This window comes from Janthinobacterium sp. GW460-12-1-14-LB5 (assembly GCF_059423585.1).
Map to the genome: position 1 here is coordinate 184767 of NZ_JBWKYD010000009.1, position 15348 is coordinate 200114.

14 protein-coding genes are annotated in these 15348 nt (G+C 63.5%); 6 read left to right on the forward strand and 8 right to left on the reverse strand.

Annotation, left to right across the window (positions count from 1 at the left end):
* Position 1: 1 nt before the first annotated feature.
* The 6 genes from hydA to aptA all read right to left on the reverse strand — a co-directional run bounded on the left by hydA (position 2) and on the right by aptA (position 8524).
* Positions 2–1393, reverse strand: a complete 1392-nt coding sequence (hydA, locus tag AC07X6_RS11725; RefSeq protein ID WP_494791067.1) for a dihydropyrimidinase — start codon at positions 1391–1393, stop codon at positions 2–4.
* 17 nt (positions 1394–1410) lie between these two features.
* Positions 1411–2895, reverse strand: coding sequence for an NCS1 family nucleobase:cation symporter-1 (locus AC07X6_RS11730; protein ID WP_494791068.1), 1485 nt, complete (start codon positions 2893–2895; stop codon positions 1411–1413).
* Positions 2896–3004: 109 nt separating this feature from the next.
* Positions 3005–4285 carry an NAD-dependent dihydropyrimidine dehydrogenase subunit PreA gene (preA, locus tag AC07X6_RS11735; RefSeq protein ID WP_230538789.1) on the reverse strand — a complete coding sequence of 427 codons (1281 nt, stop codon included), beginning with the start codon at positions 4283–4285 and terminating at the stop codon, positions 3005–3007.
* Complete coding sequence (locus tag AC07X6_RS11740; RefSeq protein WP_494791069.1) at positions 4285–5652, reverse strand: NAD(P)-dependent oxidoreductase; 1368 nt, start codon at positions 5650–5652, stop codon at positions 4285–4287. The genes preA and AC07X6_RS11740 overlap by 1 nt, the downstream gene beginning before the upstream one ends.
* A 44-nt stretch (positions 5653–5696) precedes the next feature.
* Positions 5697–7199, reverse strand: a complete 1503-nt coding sequence (locus tag AC07X6_RS11745) for a CoA-acylating methylmalonate-semialdehyde dehydrogenase (RefSeq protein WP_494791070.1) — start codon at positions 7197–7199, stop codon at positions 5697–5699.
* A gap of 8 nt (positions 7200–7207) precedes the next feature.
* Positions 7208–8524: an omega-aminotransferase AptA gene (gene aptA, locus AC07X6_RS11750; protein WP_494791071.1), complete on the reverse strand. Its 1317-nt coding sequence runs from the start codon at positions 8522–8524 to the stop codon at positions 7208–7210.
* A gap of 200 nt (positions 8525–8724) precedes the next feature.
* Here aptA and AC07X6_RS11755 point away from each other — a divergent pair, with 200 nt between their 5' ends.
* The 6 genes from AC07X6_RS11755 (at position 8725) to AC07X6_RS11780 (ending at position 13646) form a co-directional block, all read left to right on the forward strand.
* On the forward strand, positions 8725–10182 hold the full coding sequence (locus AC07X6_RS11755; RefSeq protein ID WP_494791072.1) for an aminotransferase-like domain-containing protein: 1458 nt from the start codon (positions 8725–8727) through the stop codon (positions 10180–10182).
* Positions 10183–10192: 10 nt separating this feature from the next.
* Complete coding sequence (locus AC07X6_RS11760; RefSeq protein WP_494791073.1) at positions 10193–10870, forward strand: TetR/AcrR family transcriptional regulator; 678 nt, start codon at positions 10193–10195, stop codon at positions 10868–10870.
* A 91-nt stretch (positions 10871–10961) separates the two neighbouring features.
* Positions 10962–11477: a hypothetical protein gene (locus AC07X6_RS11765; RefSeq protein WP_494791074.1), complete on the forward strand. Its 516-nt coding sequence runs from the start codon at positions 10962–10964 to the stop codon at positions 11475–11477.
* 141 nt (positions 11478–11618) lie between these two features.
* Positions 11619–11888, forward strand: coding sequence for a hypothetical protein (locus AC07X6_RS11770; protein WP_230538796.1), 270 nt, complete (start codon positions 11619–11621; stop codon positions 11886–11888).
* A 160-nt stretch (positions 11889–12048) separates the two neighbouring features.
* A complete protein-coding gene (locus AC07X6_RS11775) occupies positions 12049–12471 on the forward strand; it encodes a VOC family protein (protein ID WP_230538797.1) in 423 nt (140 codons plus the stop codon).
* A gap of 11 nt (positions 12472–12482) precedes the next feature.
* Positions 12483–13646, forward strand: a complete 1164-nt coding sequence (locus AC07X6_RS11780; protein WP_494791075.1) for a dipeptidase — start codon at positions 12483–12485, stop codon at positions 13644–13646.
* Here the strand turns inward: AC07X6_RS11780 and AC07X6_RS11785 are convergent.
* Together AC07X6_RS11785 and AC07X6_RS11790 are read right to left on the reverse strand one after the other, a co-directional pair.
* Entirely contained in the window at positions 13643–14860 is a 1218-nt protein-coding gene (locus tag AC07X6_RS11785; protein ID WP_494791092.1) for a nucleoside deaminase, read from the reverse strand. The genes AC07X6_RS11780 and AC07X6_RS11785 overlap by 4 nt on opposite strands.
* A gap of 4 nt (positions 14861–14864) precedes the next feature.
* Positions 14865–15272, reverse strand: coding sequence for a cytidine deaminase (locus AC07X6_RS11790; protein WP_035824999.1), 408 nt, complete (start codon positions 15270–15272; stop codon positions 14865–14867).
* Positions 15273–15348: the final 76 nt, after the last annotated feature.

The window sequence follows — 15348 nt, forward strand, 5'->3', positions numbered from 1 at the left end:
CTTATGCGGTCGTGGCGGCAAACGCGGGACGCTCGATATAGCGCCCCGCCCCTTCGACGGCCATCAGTTCGCCCTGGTGGAACACCACCTTGCCGGCGGCAATCGTGGTGCGGGGAATGCCGCGCACGGTGCGCCCTTCGAAGATGTTGAAGCCCCCTTTGGCGAACTGCGTGGCGGCGGAAATGGTGCGCGTGCCCTGCGGGTCCCACAGCACGATGTCGGCATCGCTGCCTGCGGCAATGACGCCCTTGCGCGGATACATATTGAAGATCTGCGCCGCATTGGTCGACGACACCTTGACGAATTCGGAAGGGGTCAGCATGCCGGAATTGACACCAGCGTCCCACACCACGGCCATGCGTTCCTCGACGCCACCGCAGCCGTTCGGGATACGAGTGAAATCGTCCTTGCCGGCCGCCTTCTGCTCGGCGCAGAAGGTGCAGTGATCAGTGGCCGTCGTGTGCAGGTTGCCGCTTTGCAGGCCGTGCCACAAGGCCGATTGATGGTGCTTGCCGCGGAACGGCGGGCTCATGACGTGGCCTGCCACATAATCGAAATCATCGCTCTGGTAGACGCTGTCGTCGATCACCAGGTGGCCCGCCAGCGCTTCGCCATACACGCGCTGGCCGTTGGCGCGCGCCCGCGTGATGGCGTCAAGCGACTCGGCGCACGAGACGTGCACGATGTACACGGGGGTATTGAGGACGTTGGCAATGGCGATGGCGCGGTTAGCCGCCTCGGCTTCCACGGCCGGTGGGCGCGACAGCGGATGCGCCTGCGGCCCCGTGATGCCTTTCTTGAGCAAGGCTTGCTGCAATTGAAAAACCAGCTCGCCGTTTTCCGCATGCACGGTGGGCAGCGCCCCCAGTTCCAGCGAGCGGGAAAAGCTTTTCACCAGCGTTTCATCATCGGCCATGATGGCGTTTTTATAGGCCATGAAGTGCTTGAAGCTGTTCACGCCATGCTCGCGCACGAGCGTGCCCATCTCTTCATGTACCTGTTCGCTCCACCAGGTGATCGCCACGTGGAAGGTATAGTCGCCGGCCGCCTTGGCCGACCACGCGCGCCACTGGTGATACGCCTCGATCAGCGACTGCTTCGGCGCGGGGATGACGAAGTCCATGATGGTGGTGGTGCCACCGGCCAGGCCCGCCGCCGTGCCCGTGAAAAAATCGTCGGACGTCACCGTGCCCATGAAGGGCAAATTCATGTGCGTGTGGGTGTCGATCCCGCCCGGCATCACGTACAGGCCGCCCGCGTCGATCACCGTGGCGCCAGCCGGCACGGGCAGGTTCTCGCCGACGGTGGCGATCACGTCGCCCTCGATCAGCACATCGGCGCGAAACGCGCGGTCGGCGTTGACGACGGTACCGCCACGTATCAGTGTAGTCATCTTCTCTCCTTGAGTGATTACGACTGCGGCGCCTGCTGCACGTGCGCCACCACCTTGCCCTTCATCATGACGCCATACACGACGGCGGCGATGGCCACGCCCACGAACCAGGCGTAGGTGTAAATGGTTTTAAAGCCGTCTCCCACGCCGGGAAACGCCGTGGGAAAGGCCGCGTTCAGAAAGCCCGGGATATTCGGCAGCACGGCGATAATGAAGGCGATCAGCGCCGCCATGTTCCAGCCACTGCCATACGAATAGATGCCATCGTCGCGGTACAGCTGTTTGACGTCGAGTTGCGTCTTGCGCACAAAATAATAGTCGACGATGAGAATGCCGGCGATGGGACCCAGCAGGGCCGAATAACCGATCAACCACGTGAAGATATAGCCCTGCGTCGACTCGAGCACCTTCCACGGCATCATGACGATGGCGATGAAGGCCGTGATGTAGCCGCCCATCTTGTACGAAATCTGCTTGGGCGCCAGTGCGGAAAAGTCATACGCAGGCCCCACCAGGTTGGCCGCCAGGTTGACGCTGACGGTGTCGATCAGGAGGATGATCAGGGCGATCAGCACGGCGGCGCCCGTCATGCGGCTGGCCAGGTCGACGGGGTCCCAGATGGCCTTGCCGTACATGACGACCGAACCGGCGGTAACGATCACGGCCAGCATGGCCAGCAAACCCATGGGCACGGGCAAGCCGACCGACTGGCCCACGATCTGGTCGCGCTGCGTCTTCGCGAAGCGCGTAAAGTCGGGAATGTTCAAGGCCAGGGTGGCCCAGAAACCCACCATGGCGGTGAGCGACGGCCAGAAGACGCTCCAGAACTGGCCCGCCTTTTTGCCGCCGGGGATGAATTGCGATGGCTGGTCCAGCAGGTTGGCCACGCCGCCGGCCTTGCTGTGCACCCAGTACAGCAGCACGAAGCAGATGAGGATTTTCAGCGGCGCCGTGTAGGTTTCGAGTTTACGGATCGATTCCATGCCGTGCAGGATGTAATAGAACTGGATGCCCCAGAAAGCCAGGAAGCACAGCAGCTGGCTGCCATTGATGCCCAGGCCCGCGATCTTCTCGCCGCCCAGTTCATGCCCCATTAATACACCCATCAAGGTGTAGATCATCTGGCCGCCGAACCAGGTCTGGATGCCGTACCAGCCGCAGGCAACGATGGCGCGCATCAGGGCCGGCAGGCGCGCCCCCGCCGTGCCGAACGAGGCGCGCGCCAGCACGGCATACGGGATGCCGTACTTGGTGCCCGCATGGCCGATCAGGAGCATCGGCAGGAGCACGATGGCGTTGGCGAGAAATACCGTGAGCACGGCCTGGTAGCCGGACATGCCGCTGTCGATCAGGCTGGCCGACAGGGTGTAGGCGGGAATGCACATCACCATGCCGACCCACAGCGCGGCAAAGTGATACCAGCGCCAGGTGCGCTGCGCCGCCGTGGTGGGCGCCAGGTCTTCATTCCAGAGTTGCGTATTGCCTGAATAGTCGTGGTTCACAGGGTTGCTCCATCGGTTGGGAGGTTGGGCGTTTTAAAAACGGCTGCGGCCTAGCTTACTGCAAAGTTGGGCAACTGTTTATAAAATATACGTACGCAAAAAACGTGCCCTATGCCGATTCCGCCAATGCCCGTGGATTCCTGGGGTCCTGCGTCCAGTTCATGTACGGCTTGCCCGTCGCCTGCGGCACCATCGTGATGCAGCCCTGCACCGGACAGGTGATTTCGCACAGGTTGCAGCCCACGCATTCCTCCTTGATCACCTCATATGTGCGCGTACCGGCCGCGTCGATCAGTTGCGCAATCGACTGGTGCGAGGTGTCTTCGCAAGCCACGTAGCACTTGCCGCACTTGATGCAGTCGTCCTGGTTGATCTGCGCGATCACCTGGTAATTCATGTCCAGGTATTTCCAGTCCGTCGTGTTGGCCACGGCCTTGCCGGAAAAATCGCTGATGCGTGCATAGCCCTTCTCGTCCATCCAGCGCGACAAGCCATCCTTCATCTCGTCGACGATGCGGAAACCATGCAGCATGGCGGCCGTGCACACCTGCACGCAGCCGGCGCCCAGGGCGAGGAATTCGGCCGCATCGCGCCAGTTGCCGATGCCGCCGATGCCGGAAATGGGCAAGCCCCGCGTCTGCGGATCGCGCGCGATTTCCGCCACCATGTTCAGGGCGATCGGTTTCACGGCAGACCCGCAATAGCCGCCGTGCGTGCTGGCTCCGCCGACAATCGGCAAGGCCACCATGCGGTCCAGGTCCAGCGAGGTGATGGAATTGATGGTGTTGATCAACGAGACGGCGTCCGCGCCGCCCGCCTTGGCCGCGCGCGCCGGCATGCGTACGTCCGTGATGTTGGGCGTGAGCTTGACGATGACGGGTAATTTGCTGTGCTTCTTGCACCAGGCGGTGACCATCTGCACGTACTCGGGCACCTGCCCCACGGCTGCGCCCATGCCCCGCTCCGGCATGCCGTGCGGGCAGCCGAAATTGAGTTCGATGCCGTCCGCTCCCGTCGCCTCGACCTTGGGCAGGATATCGGCCCAGTAGTGCTCTTCGCAGGGCAGCATCAGGGAGACGATCATGGCGCGGTCGGGCCAGTCCTTTTTCACCTGCGTGATTTCGCGCAGGTTGATCTCCAGCGAACGGTCGGTAATGAGTTCAATGTTATTGAAACCCACCACTTCGCGGTTCTTGCCGTACAAGGCGGAATAACGCGACGAGACGTTGACGGCGGCCGGGTCTTCGCCAAGCGTCTTCCACACGACGCCGCCCCACCCGGCCTCGAAGGCGCGCACCACGTTGTAGGCCTTGTCGGTCGGTGGCGCGGACGCCAGCCAGAAGGGATTCGGCGCCTTGATACCGCAAAATTCGATGCTGAGATCAGCCATTATGCAGCCTCCACTTTATTCAACAAATCGGAATGGATGGCCAATGCGGCCAGCTTGCCATGCTGGACGGCCTGCACCGTCAAATCCTGCCCCGGCGCCACGCAGTCGCCGCCCGCATAAATCCCCGGCAGCACCGTGCGAAAACCCGCGTCGACGGCGATCTTGTCGCCCTCGCGCTGCAGCAAGGATGCCATCGGGTCATCCAGCACCTGCGTATCGAGGCTCTGGCCGATGGCCTTGAAGATGGCATCGGCCGCCACGTCGAACGTTTCGCCAGTGCCCGCCAGGCGCGTGCCCTGCATGCGGGTCTTCTCGAAACGCATGCCCGCCACCTTGCCCTCGCTATCGAGCAGCACCTGCTGCGGCTGGGCCCACGTCAGCATGCGCACCTGGTTGGCCTTGGCGATATCCTGCTCATGGTGGGTGGCCGTCATGGCGTCGAAGCCGCGCCGGTAGACCAGGGTGACGTCCTCGGCGCCTAGCCTTTGAATCTGCACGGCCATATCGATGGCCGTATTGCCAGCGCCAATCACAAGCGCGCGCTTCGGCACGGGCAGCGCGGCCAGGTCGTTCGCCTGGCGCAGCGCGCTGATATAGTCGACGGCGGCCAGCAAGCCCGGTGCCTCCTCGCCCGTCAAGCCCAGTTTGCGGCTGGCGCCCAGGCCCAGGCCGAGGAAGACGGCGTCATACTGCGCGTGCAGGTCGCGCAGCTGCACGTTCTCGCCCAGTGTCTGGCGACATCGGATGTCAATGCCGCCGATGTCCAGCAGGAAGTCGATTTCCTTTTGCGCGAAATCGTCCGTCAGCTTGTACTTGGCGATGCCGTATTCATTCAGGCCGCCCGCCTTGCCTTCCTTTTCAAAGATCACCACGTCGTGGCCCAGCATGGCCAGGCGGTGCGCGCACGACAGTCCCGCCGGGCCCGCGCCGACGATGGCGATGGTCTTGCCCGTGCTTGCCGCCCGCTGGAACGGGTGTGCCGTAAAATGCATGTGGTCGACGGCGTAGCGCTGCAAGAGACCAATCTTCACGGGCTGGCCTTCGGCGTCATGGTTGCGCACGCAGACGTCTTCGCACAGGATTTCCGTCGGGCAGACGCGCGCGCAGCTGCCGCCCAGGATGTTCTGCTTCAGGATGCCGGCGGCGGCGCCGTTGATGTTCTTGTCGTGGATGTTGCGGATGAAGCTGGCCACGTCGATTTCCGACGGACAGATGCGGCTGCACGGCGCGTCGTAGCAATACAGGCAGCGGGCGCTTTCGATGGCGGCCTGGCGCGCCGTCAGGGGCGGCGCCAGGTCCGTGAAATGGCCCGCCAATTCCTCATTGGGCAAGGCGGGATGCGGCAAATAGCTCAAGGACTCGATCATCGCGGTTTCCTTTTTTTGTGCGGCCGGTGTTTGATTTAAAACCCTTACTTCATCTGGGGAAAAGCAAATTCCACACCAGCGCTTGCCGTGTTCGGCCAGCGCTGCATCACGGCCTTGTGGCGCGTGTAGAAGCGCACGCCTTCGGGGCCATACGCGTGGTGGTCGCCGAACATGCTGCGCTTCCAGCCACCAAAGCTGTTGAAGGCCATCGGCACGGGCAAGGGGATGTTGACGCCCACCATGCCGACCTGGATCTGGCGCACGAATTCGCGCGCCACGCCGCCGTCGCGCGTGTAGATGGCCACGCCGTTGCCATACTCGTTGGCGTTGATCAGCTCCACTGCCTGCACCACGTCAGGACACCGCAGCACGCACAGCACGGGGCCGAAAATTTCTTCCTTGTAGATGCTCATGTCGCGCGTCACGTGGTCGAACAAGGTGCCGCCGACGAAGAAGCCGTTCTCGCGGCCCGCCACCACGTGGTTGCGGCCATCGACGACCAAGGTGGCGCCCTGCTCCACGCCCGAGGCGATGAGTTTTTCGATCCGCTGCTTGGCCGCCAGCGACACGACCGGTCCCATTTCCGCACCATCTTCCATGCCGTCGCGCACTTTCAGTGCGGCCGTGCGCGTTGCCAGTGCGTCGATCAACTTGTCGCCCGCATCGCCCACGGCCACCACGACGGAGATGGCCATGCAGCGCTCGCCCGCCGAACCATAGGCCGCGCCGATCAGCGCGTCGACCGTCATCTCCATATCCGCGTCGGGCATCACCACCATGTGGTTCTTCGCGCCGCCCAAAGCCTGCACGCGCTTGCCGCTGGCGCTGCCGCGCGCATAGATGTATTCGGCAATCGGCGTCGAGCCGACAAAGCTGATTGCCTGCACCACGGGGTGGTCGAGCAAGGCGTCGACGGTCACTTTATCTCCCTGCACCACGTTGAAGACGCCGTCGGGCAAGCCCGCTTCTTTCAGCAATTTCGCGTGCAGCAGGGAGGCCGATGGATCGCGCTCGGACGGTTTCAAGACGAAGGTATTGCCGCAGGCAATCGCCACCGGGAACATCCACATCGGCACCATCACGGGAAAATTGAATGGCGTGATGCCGGCCACCACGCCGAGCGCCTGGCGCATGGACCAGGCGTCGATGCCGCGCGAAATCTGGTCCGTGAATTCCCCCTTCAACAGTTGCGGGATGCCGACGGCAAATTCCACCATCTCGATGCCGCGCGCCACCTCGCCCTGCGCATCGGCAAAGGTCTTGCCATGCTCGCGCGTGAGCATGGCGGCAAATTCATCCGTGTGCTGCTGGCACAGCTGCAGGTAGCGGAACAGGACCCTGGCGCGCGTCAGCGGCGGCGTGGCCGACCACGAGGGAAAGGCGGCGGCGGCCGCCTGCACGGCCGCATCGACGTCTTCCACGGTGCCCAGCGCGACCCGGGCCACGGGTTCGCCCTGGGCGGGGTTGTAGACGTCGCCGTAGCGGCCGCTTTGGGTGTCGACTTTGGCGCCGTTGATGTAGTGGGTAATCGTGTCGAGATCGTTCATGGTCTTCCTTAGTCGAGATTCTTTAATACCTTGGCCAGCTTGCCAAACAGCTCGTCGATATGCTGTTTTTCCAGCACCAGCGGCGGCGACAGGGCGATGATGTCGCCCGTCGTGCGTATCAGCACGCCGTCGGCGAAGGCCTGCTTGAAGGCGTTGAAGGCGCGCGTGCCGGGCTTGCCGGCGATGGGATCGAGTTCGATGCCAGCGATCAGGCCGATGCTGCGCAAATCGATCACGTGCGGCAAGCCTTTCAGCGAATGCACGGCGTCGCTCCAGTACGCCTGCATCGCTTTAGCGTGGCCCAGGATGTCCTGCTCCTCGAACACCTGCAAGGTGGCCAGCGAGGCGGCGCAGGCCAGCGGGTGGCCGGAATACGTGTAGCCGTGGAACAGTTCGATGCCCGGTGGCGCATCCATGAAGGCGTCGTGGATGTACTTTTTGCTAAACACGGCACCCATCGGCACCATGCCGTTGGTCAGGCCCTTGGCCGTCGTCATCAGGTCCGGCTCGACGTCGAAATAATCGGCGGCGAACGGCGTCGTCATGCGGCCGAAACCCGTGATGACTTCATCGAAGATCAAGAGGATGCCGTGCTTGGTGCACAGTTCGCGCAAGCGTTTCAGATAGCCTTTCGGCGGGATCAGCACGCCAGTGGAACCGGCCACCGGTTCGACGATGACGGCGGCAATCGTCGATGCGTCGTGCAGGGCGACGATGCGTTCCAGCTCGTCGGCCAGGTGGGTACCGTATTCAGGCTCGCCCACCGTGTAGGCATTCTGGTTCAGGTTGTGCGTGTGCGGCAGGTGGTCCACGCCCGGCAGCAGGGGACCGAAGGTCTTGCGGTTACCGCCGATGCCACCCACGGAAATGCCGCCGAAGCCCACGCCGTGGTAACCGCGTTCGCGGCCGATCAGGCGGGTGCGCGCGCCCTCGCCGCGCGCCCGATGATAGGCCAGCGCGATCTTCAGGGCCGTATCTACGGCCTCGGAACCGGAGTTCGTATAAAACACGTGGCCAAATTTATGCCCCGTGTAATCCATCAGTTTTTCCGCCAGGTCGAAGGCGGCCGGATGGCCCATCTGGAAGGTCGGCGCGAAGTCGAGCTGGCCCACCATCTCGCGGATGGCGCCGACGATTTTCGGCTGCGCATGGCCGCATGGCACGCACCACAATCCCGCCGTGCCATCGAGGATGGCGTTGCCATCGACGTCCTTGTAGTACATGCCTTCGGCCGACACCAGCAAGCGCGGGTTGGCCTTGAAATCACGGTTATTCGTAAACGGCATCCAGAATGCCGACATCGATTCCGGCCTTGTTTCGTTCATGACCTTCTCCTTGGGATGGGCTGGCGCGGGGCCAGGATCGTTTTTGACGAAGCGTAAAATAATTTACCAGTTGGCAAAAAGCTGATGTAATAATAGACAGGCCATCCCCAATGGCACAGATACACAAACGGCAAAACATCCCAACCGTACAGGTCGAAAAACCACTACAGTTTTGTGCAAGGCAGCATATGGAGCCACCGGTGACACACAAGGTGAAGCAGGACGAGGGCGACGGCAATGCCAGCGGCTGGCCCGTGCTGGACATCGACCGCCAGAAAAAGGGCGGCCTGGTCGAGCAGATCGTCGTCGCCATCAGCGTCATGGTGGGCAGCCGCGCCCTGCGCATCGGCACGCGCATGCCGTCCGTGCGCCAGTTCGCCCGCTGCAATGGCGTGTCGACCTTTACCGTCGTCGAATCGTACGACCGCCTGGTCAACCTCGGCCTGCTGTCGTCGCGGCGAGGTTCCGGCTATTTCGTCGCGCGCCACGATATCGCCGCCTCGCCGCAGGCAAGCATCCACGCCAGTCCCACCGCCATCGATGCCCTCACGCCGGACCTGTATTCGGGCGTGTCCGACGCCCTGCCGGTGGGGGCGGGCTGGCTGCCGCCCGAGATGTATGGCGAGGCGACCGTGCTCGACGCCGTGCGCCAGGCCATGCGCATTCCCGCCAGCCGCCTGCGCGGCTATGGCCACCCGCTGGGCTTTCCTTCGCTGCGCCAGCACCTTGCAACATGCCTGTCGGAAGAGCTGTTCCAGGTGGAACCGGACCAGGTCTTGCTGACGCACGGCGCCACGCATGCTTTTGACTTGATCCTGCGCAGCCTGACCAAACCGGGCGACACGGTACTGGTGGAAGACCCCGGCTACAGCAACCTGCAGTCGCTGATACGCCACCACGGTTGCATCCCCGTGGGCATTGCCCGCGGCGAGGCAGGCCTCGATCTCGATGCGCTGGCCGTTGAAGCCGCGCGCACGCAGCCGAAACTCATGTTCGTCAACACGGTGCTGCAAAATCCGCTCGGTACTTCCTTGAGCCAGGCGCAGGCGCACCGCCTGCTGGCGCTGGCCGAGCAATTCGATTTCTGGCTGGTGGAGGACGATATCTACCGCGAACTGGCGGCGCGCGGCGAAGCGTCGCTGGCGGCGATGGATGGCTTGCGCCGCGTGATCCGCGTGGGCAGTTTTTCCAAGACCCTGTCGCCCGTGCTGCGCGTGGGGTCGATTTGCGCCTCGCCGCCGCTGGTGGCCGAACTGGTGCGCGTAAAAATGCTGGCGGGACTGACGACGTCGGAAATCAACGAGCGCGCCGTCTACCACGCCATCTGCGCGCGGCCCTACAAGCGCATGGTGGAACGCCTCGTGGCGCAGCTCGATGCGGCCCGCGAGCGCAGCATCGACTGCCTGGCGCAGGCGGGCATGGCGCCCGTGGCGCGGCCCCGCGGCGGCATGTTCGTCAGCGCCGGCTGGCCCGACGTGCAAACGCCGGAATGGAATGGCAAGCTTATCGCCGACATGGCATTGAAGGCGGGCATCCTGCTGTCGCCGAACGAGTTTTTCATGCTGCGCGCGCCCGAGACGGTGTGGTTCCGCTTCAACGTGGCCTACACCGATACCCCCGTGCTGCAGGCCTTCCTGCAATCGATACGCCCACGCTAAAGAACCCGCCATGGCCAGCGACAAATCCCCTGCCCTTCCCGTGAAAAATGCCGGCGGCAGGCGCCTGCAAAACCGCGACCGCCTGGAAGCGGACATCCTGGAGCAAGCCGTGCGCGCCTTCGCGGAAAGCGGCTATGAAGGCGCGTCGATCGCCAGCATCGCCGAGCGGGCCGGCCTGTCGAAGCAAAACCTGATGTACTACTTCCCGTCCAAGCAGCTGCTGTACCAGCGCGTGCTCGACGACGTGCTCGACGACTGGCTGGCGCGCATGGAATCGCTGGCCAATGAACACGACGAGCCGCGCGACGTGCTGCGCGCGTATATCGGCGCCAAGCTGCGTTTTTCGCGCGAACAGCCATGGGCCTCGCGCGTGTATGCGCTGGAAGTGATCAATGGCGCGCCCCTATACGGGGCACAGATACGAGAAAGAGTCGTGCCCCTGCTGCGCAAGGATATCGCCGTCTTCGAAGCCTGGATCGCGGCCGGCCGGATCGCACCCGTCAACGCCACGCACCTGATGTTCGCCATCTGGGCCATGACCCAGTCGTATGCGGATTTTTCGGCACAGATGGCCCTGGTGCTGGAGCGCAAGCAGCTTACGCGCAAGGATTACGAGGATGCAGAAATTCTGCTCACGCACATGGTGCAGGCCGCCATCGCCCTGCCTGCGGCAGCACCGGGCACGTAACGAAATTTCCAAGGAACAATCTGGCAGTGATAGCATGGCGCGCTGGAGCGTTTGCACGGGCGGCGCAATATCGACAGGATAAGGAACAGGCATGAAACAATGGTCATCGGCGCGCACCGCGTCATTGCTGGGCAAAGCTGTCTGCGCGGCCCTGCTGGCAGCGGCATCCACGGCACAGGCGCAGACAGTCGGCATGATAGACAACCAGCCGCTGAGCGAAACCTGGCTTAACGCGGGCTTTTATTCGCATCACTTTCAGCGCGACAAGAACCTGAACGACAGCAATCCGGGCCTGGGTGCCGAATACCGCTTTTCCACGGTCGCCTCGGCCACGGCCGGCCGCTTCTACAATAGCGACCGCGCCTATTCGAACTACCTGGGCGTGTACTATCAGCCCATCAAGGTGGGCCCGCTGCGCGTCGGCGCCGTCGTTGGCGGCTTCAGCGGCTATCCGAAGATGCGCGACGGCGGCTGGTTCCCGGCCCTGGTACCCACCATCAGCTATGAATACCAGCGCGTGGGCGTGAATATCGCCATCGTGCCGTCCTACAAGGATCGCCTGTATGGCGCCCTCAGCTTCCAGCTGAAACTGAAGGTCTTCGAGTAACCGTTTGTCTTCGCCTGTCGCCGTTCGGTGCGCCATTCCTGCCATTCGTCGCATAGGCGATGTCTGACAGCAAGGTTTTGCCTATAGTGGATTCATCGCCAGCCTGCATACGCAGCGGCCCACACACGACAGGAGAACGGCATGAAAGACATCAATCCGGCACCGGGCGGCACTTCCTTCAGCGCAATCTGGAACGAGCTGTGCGCTTATGCGCGCCAGGGAATGGCCGCCCTGCGCGCCATGTCCTGGCCCATGCTGCTGGCGTGCTGCCTGGGCCTGGCGTTCCTGATCACCATATTGCCGCTGGCTATCATGCTGTTTGCCCTCGTCATGCTGCTGAAATGGGCAAGCAACAGCGACGATGCCGGCGCGGAACAGAAAGCGGCGGACTCACAGCAATCGCCGCAATAAAAATTTGCGCCGTAGCAAGAGTGCAATGATTATTCTATGGCAATATGGATGGGCACAGCACTGACCAGCATCAAACCCATTCCGATGGATGGGGTTGATACGGAACGCCACGCAGTATCCATGATCGAAGCTACTCCCCCACAGCCATAGGAGTTTTCTGATGACCACGATAGCAAAAGCTACAGTAAATACGACCATTCCCTGCCTGCGCTACCATGACGCGCCCGCCGCCATCGAATGGCTGTGCAAGGCGCTCGGTTTTGAAAAACAATTGATCGTGCCTGACGGCAACGGTGGCGTCGCGCACGCCCAGCTCAGCTTTGGCAACGGCATGGTCATGGTGGCGCCGGTTCTCGACAGCGACTATGGCCGCCTGATGAAACTGCCCAGTGAAATCGGCGGCGCCAACACGCAAAATTGCTACCTGGTCGTCAACGACGCCGACGCCGTCTACCGTAGCGCGCGCGAAGCCGGCGCCGAGATCGTGCTCGACATCAAGGATGAAGATTACGGCGGACGGGGCTTTACCTGCCGCGACCCGGAAGGCCACATCTGGAGCCTGGGCACCTACGATCCATGGTAAAACGGAGAACAATGATTATCAGCACCCTCACCGCCGCCAGCCTTGCGCTGATCGGCGGTTTCCTGTCCGCCCCCGTCCTCGTCGACGAGCACCTCAACCGTATCCACGCACCATCCGGCAAGGCGCCGTCGACAGCGGCCATGGCCCTGCACCAGAGCCTGTGGATCGCCGACCTGCACGCGGACAGCCTGCTGTGGCAACGCAATCTGAACCGAGACAGCCAGCGCGGCCACGTCGACTTCCCCCGCCTGCAGCGGGCCAACGTGGCGCTGCAAGCCTTTTCCGTCGTCACCAAGACGCCGCGCAAGATGAATATCGAGCGCAATGGCAGCGACACGGACAACATCACGGCACTGGTGGTGGCGCAAGGCTTGCCGCCGGCCACCTGGACCAGCCTGCTGGCGCGCGCCACTTACCAGGCCGACGAGCTGCGCCAGCAAGCGGCCAAGAGCCATGGCAAGGTGCGCGTGATCGGCAGCCGCGCCCAGCTGCGCAGCTTCATCGCCGCGCGTGAGCAAGATCCCGCCCTGCTGGCCGGCTGGCTGACACTGGAAGGCGCGCATGCGCTCGAAGGCAAGCTGGACAACCTCGATACCCTATACCAGGCCGGCTACCGCATGGCCGCGCCCACGCATTTCTTCGACACGGAACTGTCCGGCTCCCAGCATGGCTTGAAAAAAGGCGGCCTGACGCCGCTGGGCCGGCAATGGCTGCGCGCCATGGAACAGCGCAAGATGATCGTCGACCTGGCGCATGCCTCGCCGGCCACCATCGACGACGTGTTAACCCTGGCGAAACGCCCCGTGATGGTGTCGCACACGGGCGTGCGCGGCACTTGCGCCAACGGGCGCAACCTGAGCGACGCGCAATTGAAACGCATCGCCGCCCAGGGTGGCCTGGTGGGCATCGGCTTCTGGAATACGGCCGTCTGCGGCAAGGACGTGGCATCGATCGCGCGCGCCATCAAGTACACGGTAAAACTGATCGGCGCCGAACACGTGGCCTATGGCTCGGACTTCGACGGCGCCGTCACCACGGCCATCGACGCGGCCGGCCTGCCGCGATTGACGCAGGCGCTGCTGGACGCGGGCCTGTCGGAAGCGCAGATCCGCCGCGTGGCCGGCGACAACGTGCGCGACTTTCTGCTGAAAAACCTGCCCGATGACGATGCCTAGGCCAGGGCGCTGATCAAGGCCTGGTCCGCCACCTGGCGCGGCCGGATGCGTATCAGCTTGCGGTACAGCGGCGGCATGGCGTCGCACAGCGCCAGCAGCGCGTCTTGCGCCATGGCCGGGCGCACGTACTGGAACTGCGCCGGATTATTCTCCGGCAGCGCCCCTTCCATGGTGGAGCCGTAGGCGCCCAGGGTCATGAAACTGGCGGCGCTGTCATCCGGGCCGATGGCCAGCACGAAGGTGCCGTGCTTGGGGTGGCCCAGGTAGCTTTTGATTTCTTCCTGCAGCGCCGGCGCCGCATTCGCCATCAATTCATAGCGCAGCTGCGCATACTGGCGCGTGCATTCCATGAACGGCGTGCGGATGGCCGATTGACTCAATTTTCCCGGCGTGCACAGCAGCAGGTTGCCGAAGGAATCGAGCAAGGCGGCCGCATCGCCCTGGCCACCATCGCGCAGATCCTGTTCCATGGCCGCCTGCAGGAATGGCGCCAGGCCTGCATCGGGCGCGTGCGGGTCGCAGCGGTAAGTCAGGGCGTCGGGATAGCGGCGCCGCAAGGCGCGCACCACCGCGTGCTCGGGCGGCAAGGCGGCCGGATCGCGCAGGGGCACGTCGTCGCCGGCGTTCAGCAGCTGCATCACCTGCGCCGATGTCGCTTCGAACACGAGCGAGCACAGTGCCTGCGTCGCCTCGTGGATGCTCTTGCCGATGAAAAAAGATTTGGGCGCGGCGCCGGAAGGGGCGCGCGCATACTCGGTGGCGCCGCGCACGGCCGGATAGCAAAAACTGCGGCCGGCCTGCGCCTGCAGCGGCGCCGGCAAGGCCGTAAACGTGGCGCTGCCATCGTAATTGATGCCCGCCTTGACGTCGGGCGCGGCCACCACCACGTTGAAACCGGCCGCCAGGATGGCGCCCGTGCACATGCAGCAGGGATCGAGCGACGTGACGATGGTCAGTTCCCCCGGCGGCGGCAAGGGCGTGCCCTTGGCCCGCTCGGCGAAATACCAGTCCACCAGCTGGCGCTCGCCATGCGCGGTGGGATCGAACACCAGCCCCTGACGCACGACGTTGTTGTGCATCGATTGCAGCACGTTGCCTGCGCCATCGAGCAGCACGCCGCCCACGCCAAAGGTACCCTGCGTCTTGGCCGCCATGGCTTCGGCCGCGGCGATGGCCACGGCGGCCTGGATGTCGATCGTCTTGTTCAAGCGGATCCTGTTACTTCATGTCCAGGTCGGAATTGCCGAAGCCGTGCGGCAGCAGCCAGCCCGCCGTCACTTCCATGACGTCGTTTTTCAGGTTCGTCAGGATCACCGGCAGGTCGGCGCCGCCCATCTCGAAGATCACCTGGCGGCAGGCGCCGCATGGCGAAATCGGCTCGACCGTGTCGCCCGTGACGGCCAGTTTGGCGAAGTCGCCCGGTTTGCAGCCATGCGCGATGGCGCTGAAAAACGCCGTGCGCTCGGCGCAGTTGCACAGGCCATACGCGGCGTTTTCCACGTTACAGCCGCGGAAGACGCGCCCATCCTTGCACAGCAATGCCGCGCCCACCTTGAAACGCGAATACGGCGCGTAGGCCAGTTCGCGGCCGGCGTTGGCTTCGGCGATCAGTTCTTGGTTGTTCATTTGCTTATCTATCTGTAAAACCCGCGAAAGGCCGGGGTCAGACCCTCAAGGTCTGACCCCAGATTTTGCTTCCAGG

What these genes read in the sequence shown, in the direction of transcription:
- AC07X6_RS11775 (WP_230538797.1), top strand. Translation starts at nt 12,049, where the DNA reads ATGACCACGATAGCAAAAGCTACAGTAAATACGACCATTCCCTGCCTG.
- AC07X6_RS11740 (WP_494791069.1), bottom strand. Translation starts at nt 5,652, where the DNA reads ATGATCGAGTCCTTGAGCTATTTGCCGCATCCCGCCTTGCCCAATGAG.
- AC07X6_RS11765 (WP_494791074.1), top strand. Translation starts at nt 10,962, where the DNA reads ATGAAACAATGGTCATCGGCGCGCACCGCGTCATTGCTGGGCAAAGCT.
- aptA (WP_494791071.1), bottom strand. Translation starts at nt 8,524, where the DNA reads ATGAACGAAACAAGGCCGGAATCGATGTCGGCATTCTGGATGCCGTTT.
- preA (WP_230538789.1), bottom strand. Translation starts at nt 4,285, where the DNA reads ATGGCTGATCTCAGCATCGAATTTTGCGGTATCAAGGCGCCGAATCCC.
- AC07X6_RS11780 (WP_494791075.1), top strand. Translation starts at nt 12,483, where the DNA reads ATGATTATCAGCACCCTCACCGCCGCCAGCCTTGCGCTGATCGGCGGT.
- hydA (WP_494791067.1), bottom strand. Translation starts at nt 1,393, where the DNA reads ATGACTACACTGATACGTGGCGGTACCGTCGTCAACGCCGACCGCGCG.
- AC07X6_RS11770 (WP_230538796.1), top strand. Translation starts at nt 11,619, where the DNA reads ATGAAAGACATCAATCCGGCACCGGGCGGCACTTCCTTCAGCGCAATC.
- AC07X6_RS11790 (WP_035824999.1), bottom strand. Translation starts at nt 15,272, where the DNA reads ATGAACAACCAAGAACTGATCGCCGAAGCCAACGCCGGCCGCGAACTG.
- AC07X6_RS11760 (WP_494791073.1), top strand. Translation starts at nt 10,193, where the DNA reads ATGGCCAGCGACAAATCCCCTGCCCTTCCCGTGAAAAATGCCGGCGGC.
- AC07X6_RS11745 (WP_494791070.1), bottom strand. Translation starts at nt 7,199, where the DNA reads ATGAACGATCTCGACACGATTACCCACTACATCAACGGCGCCAAAGTC.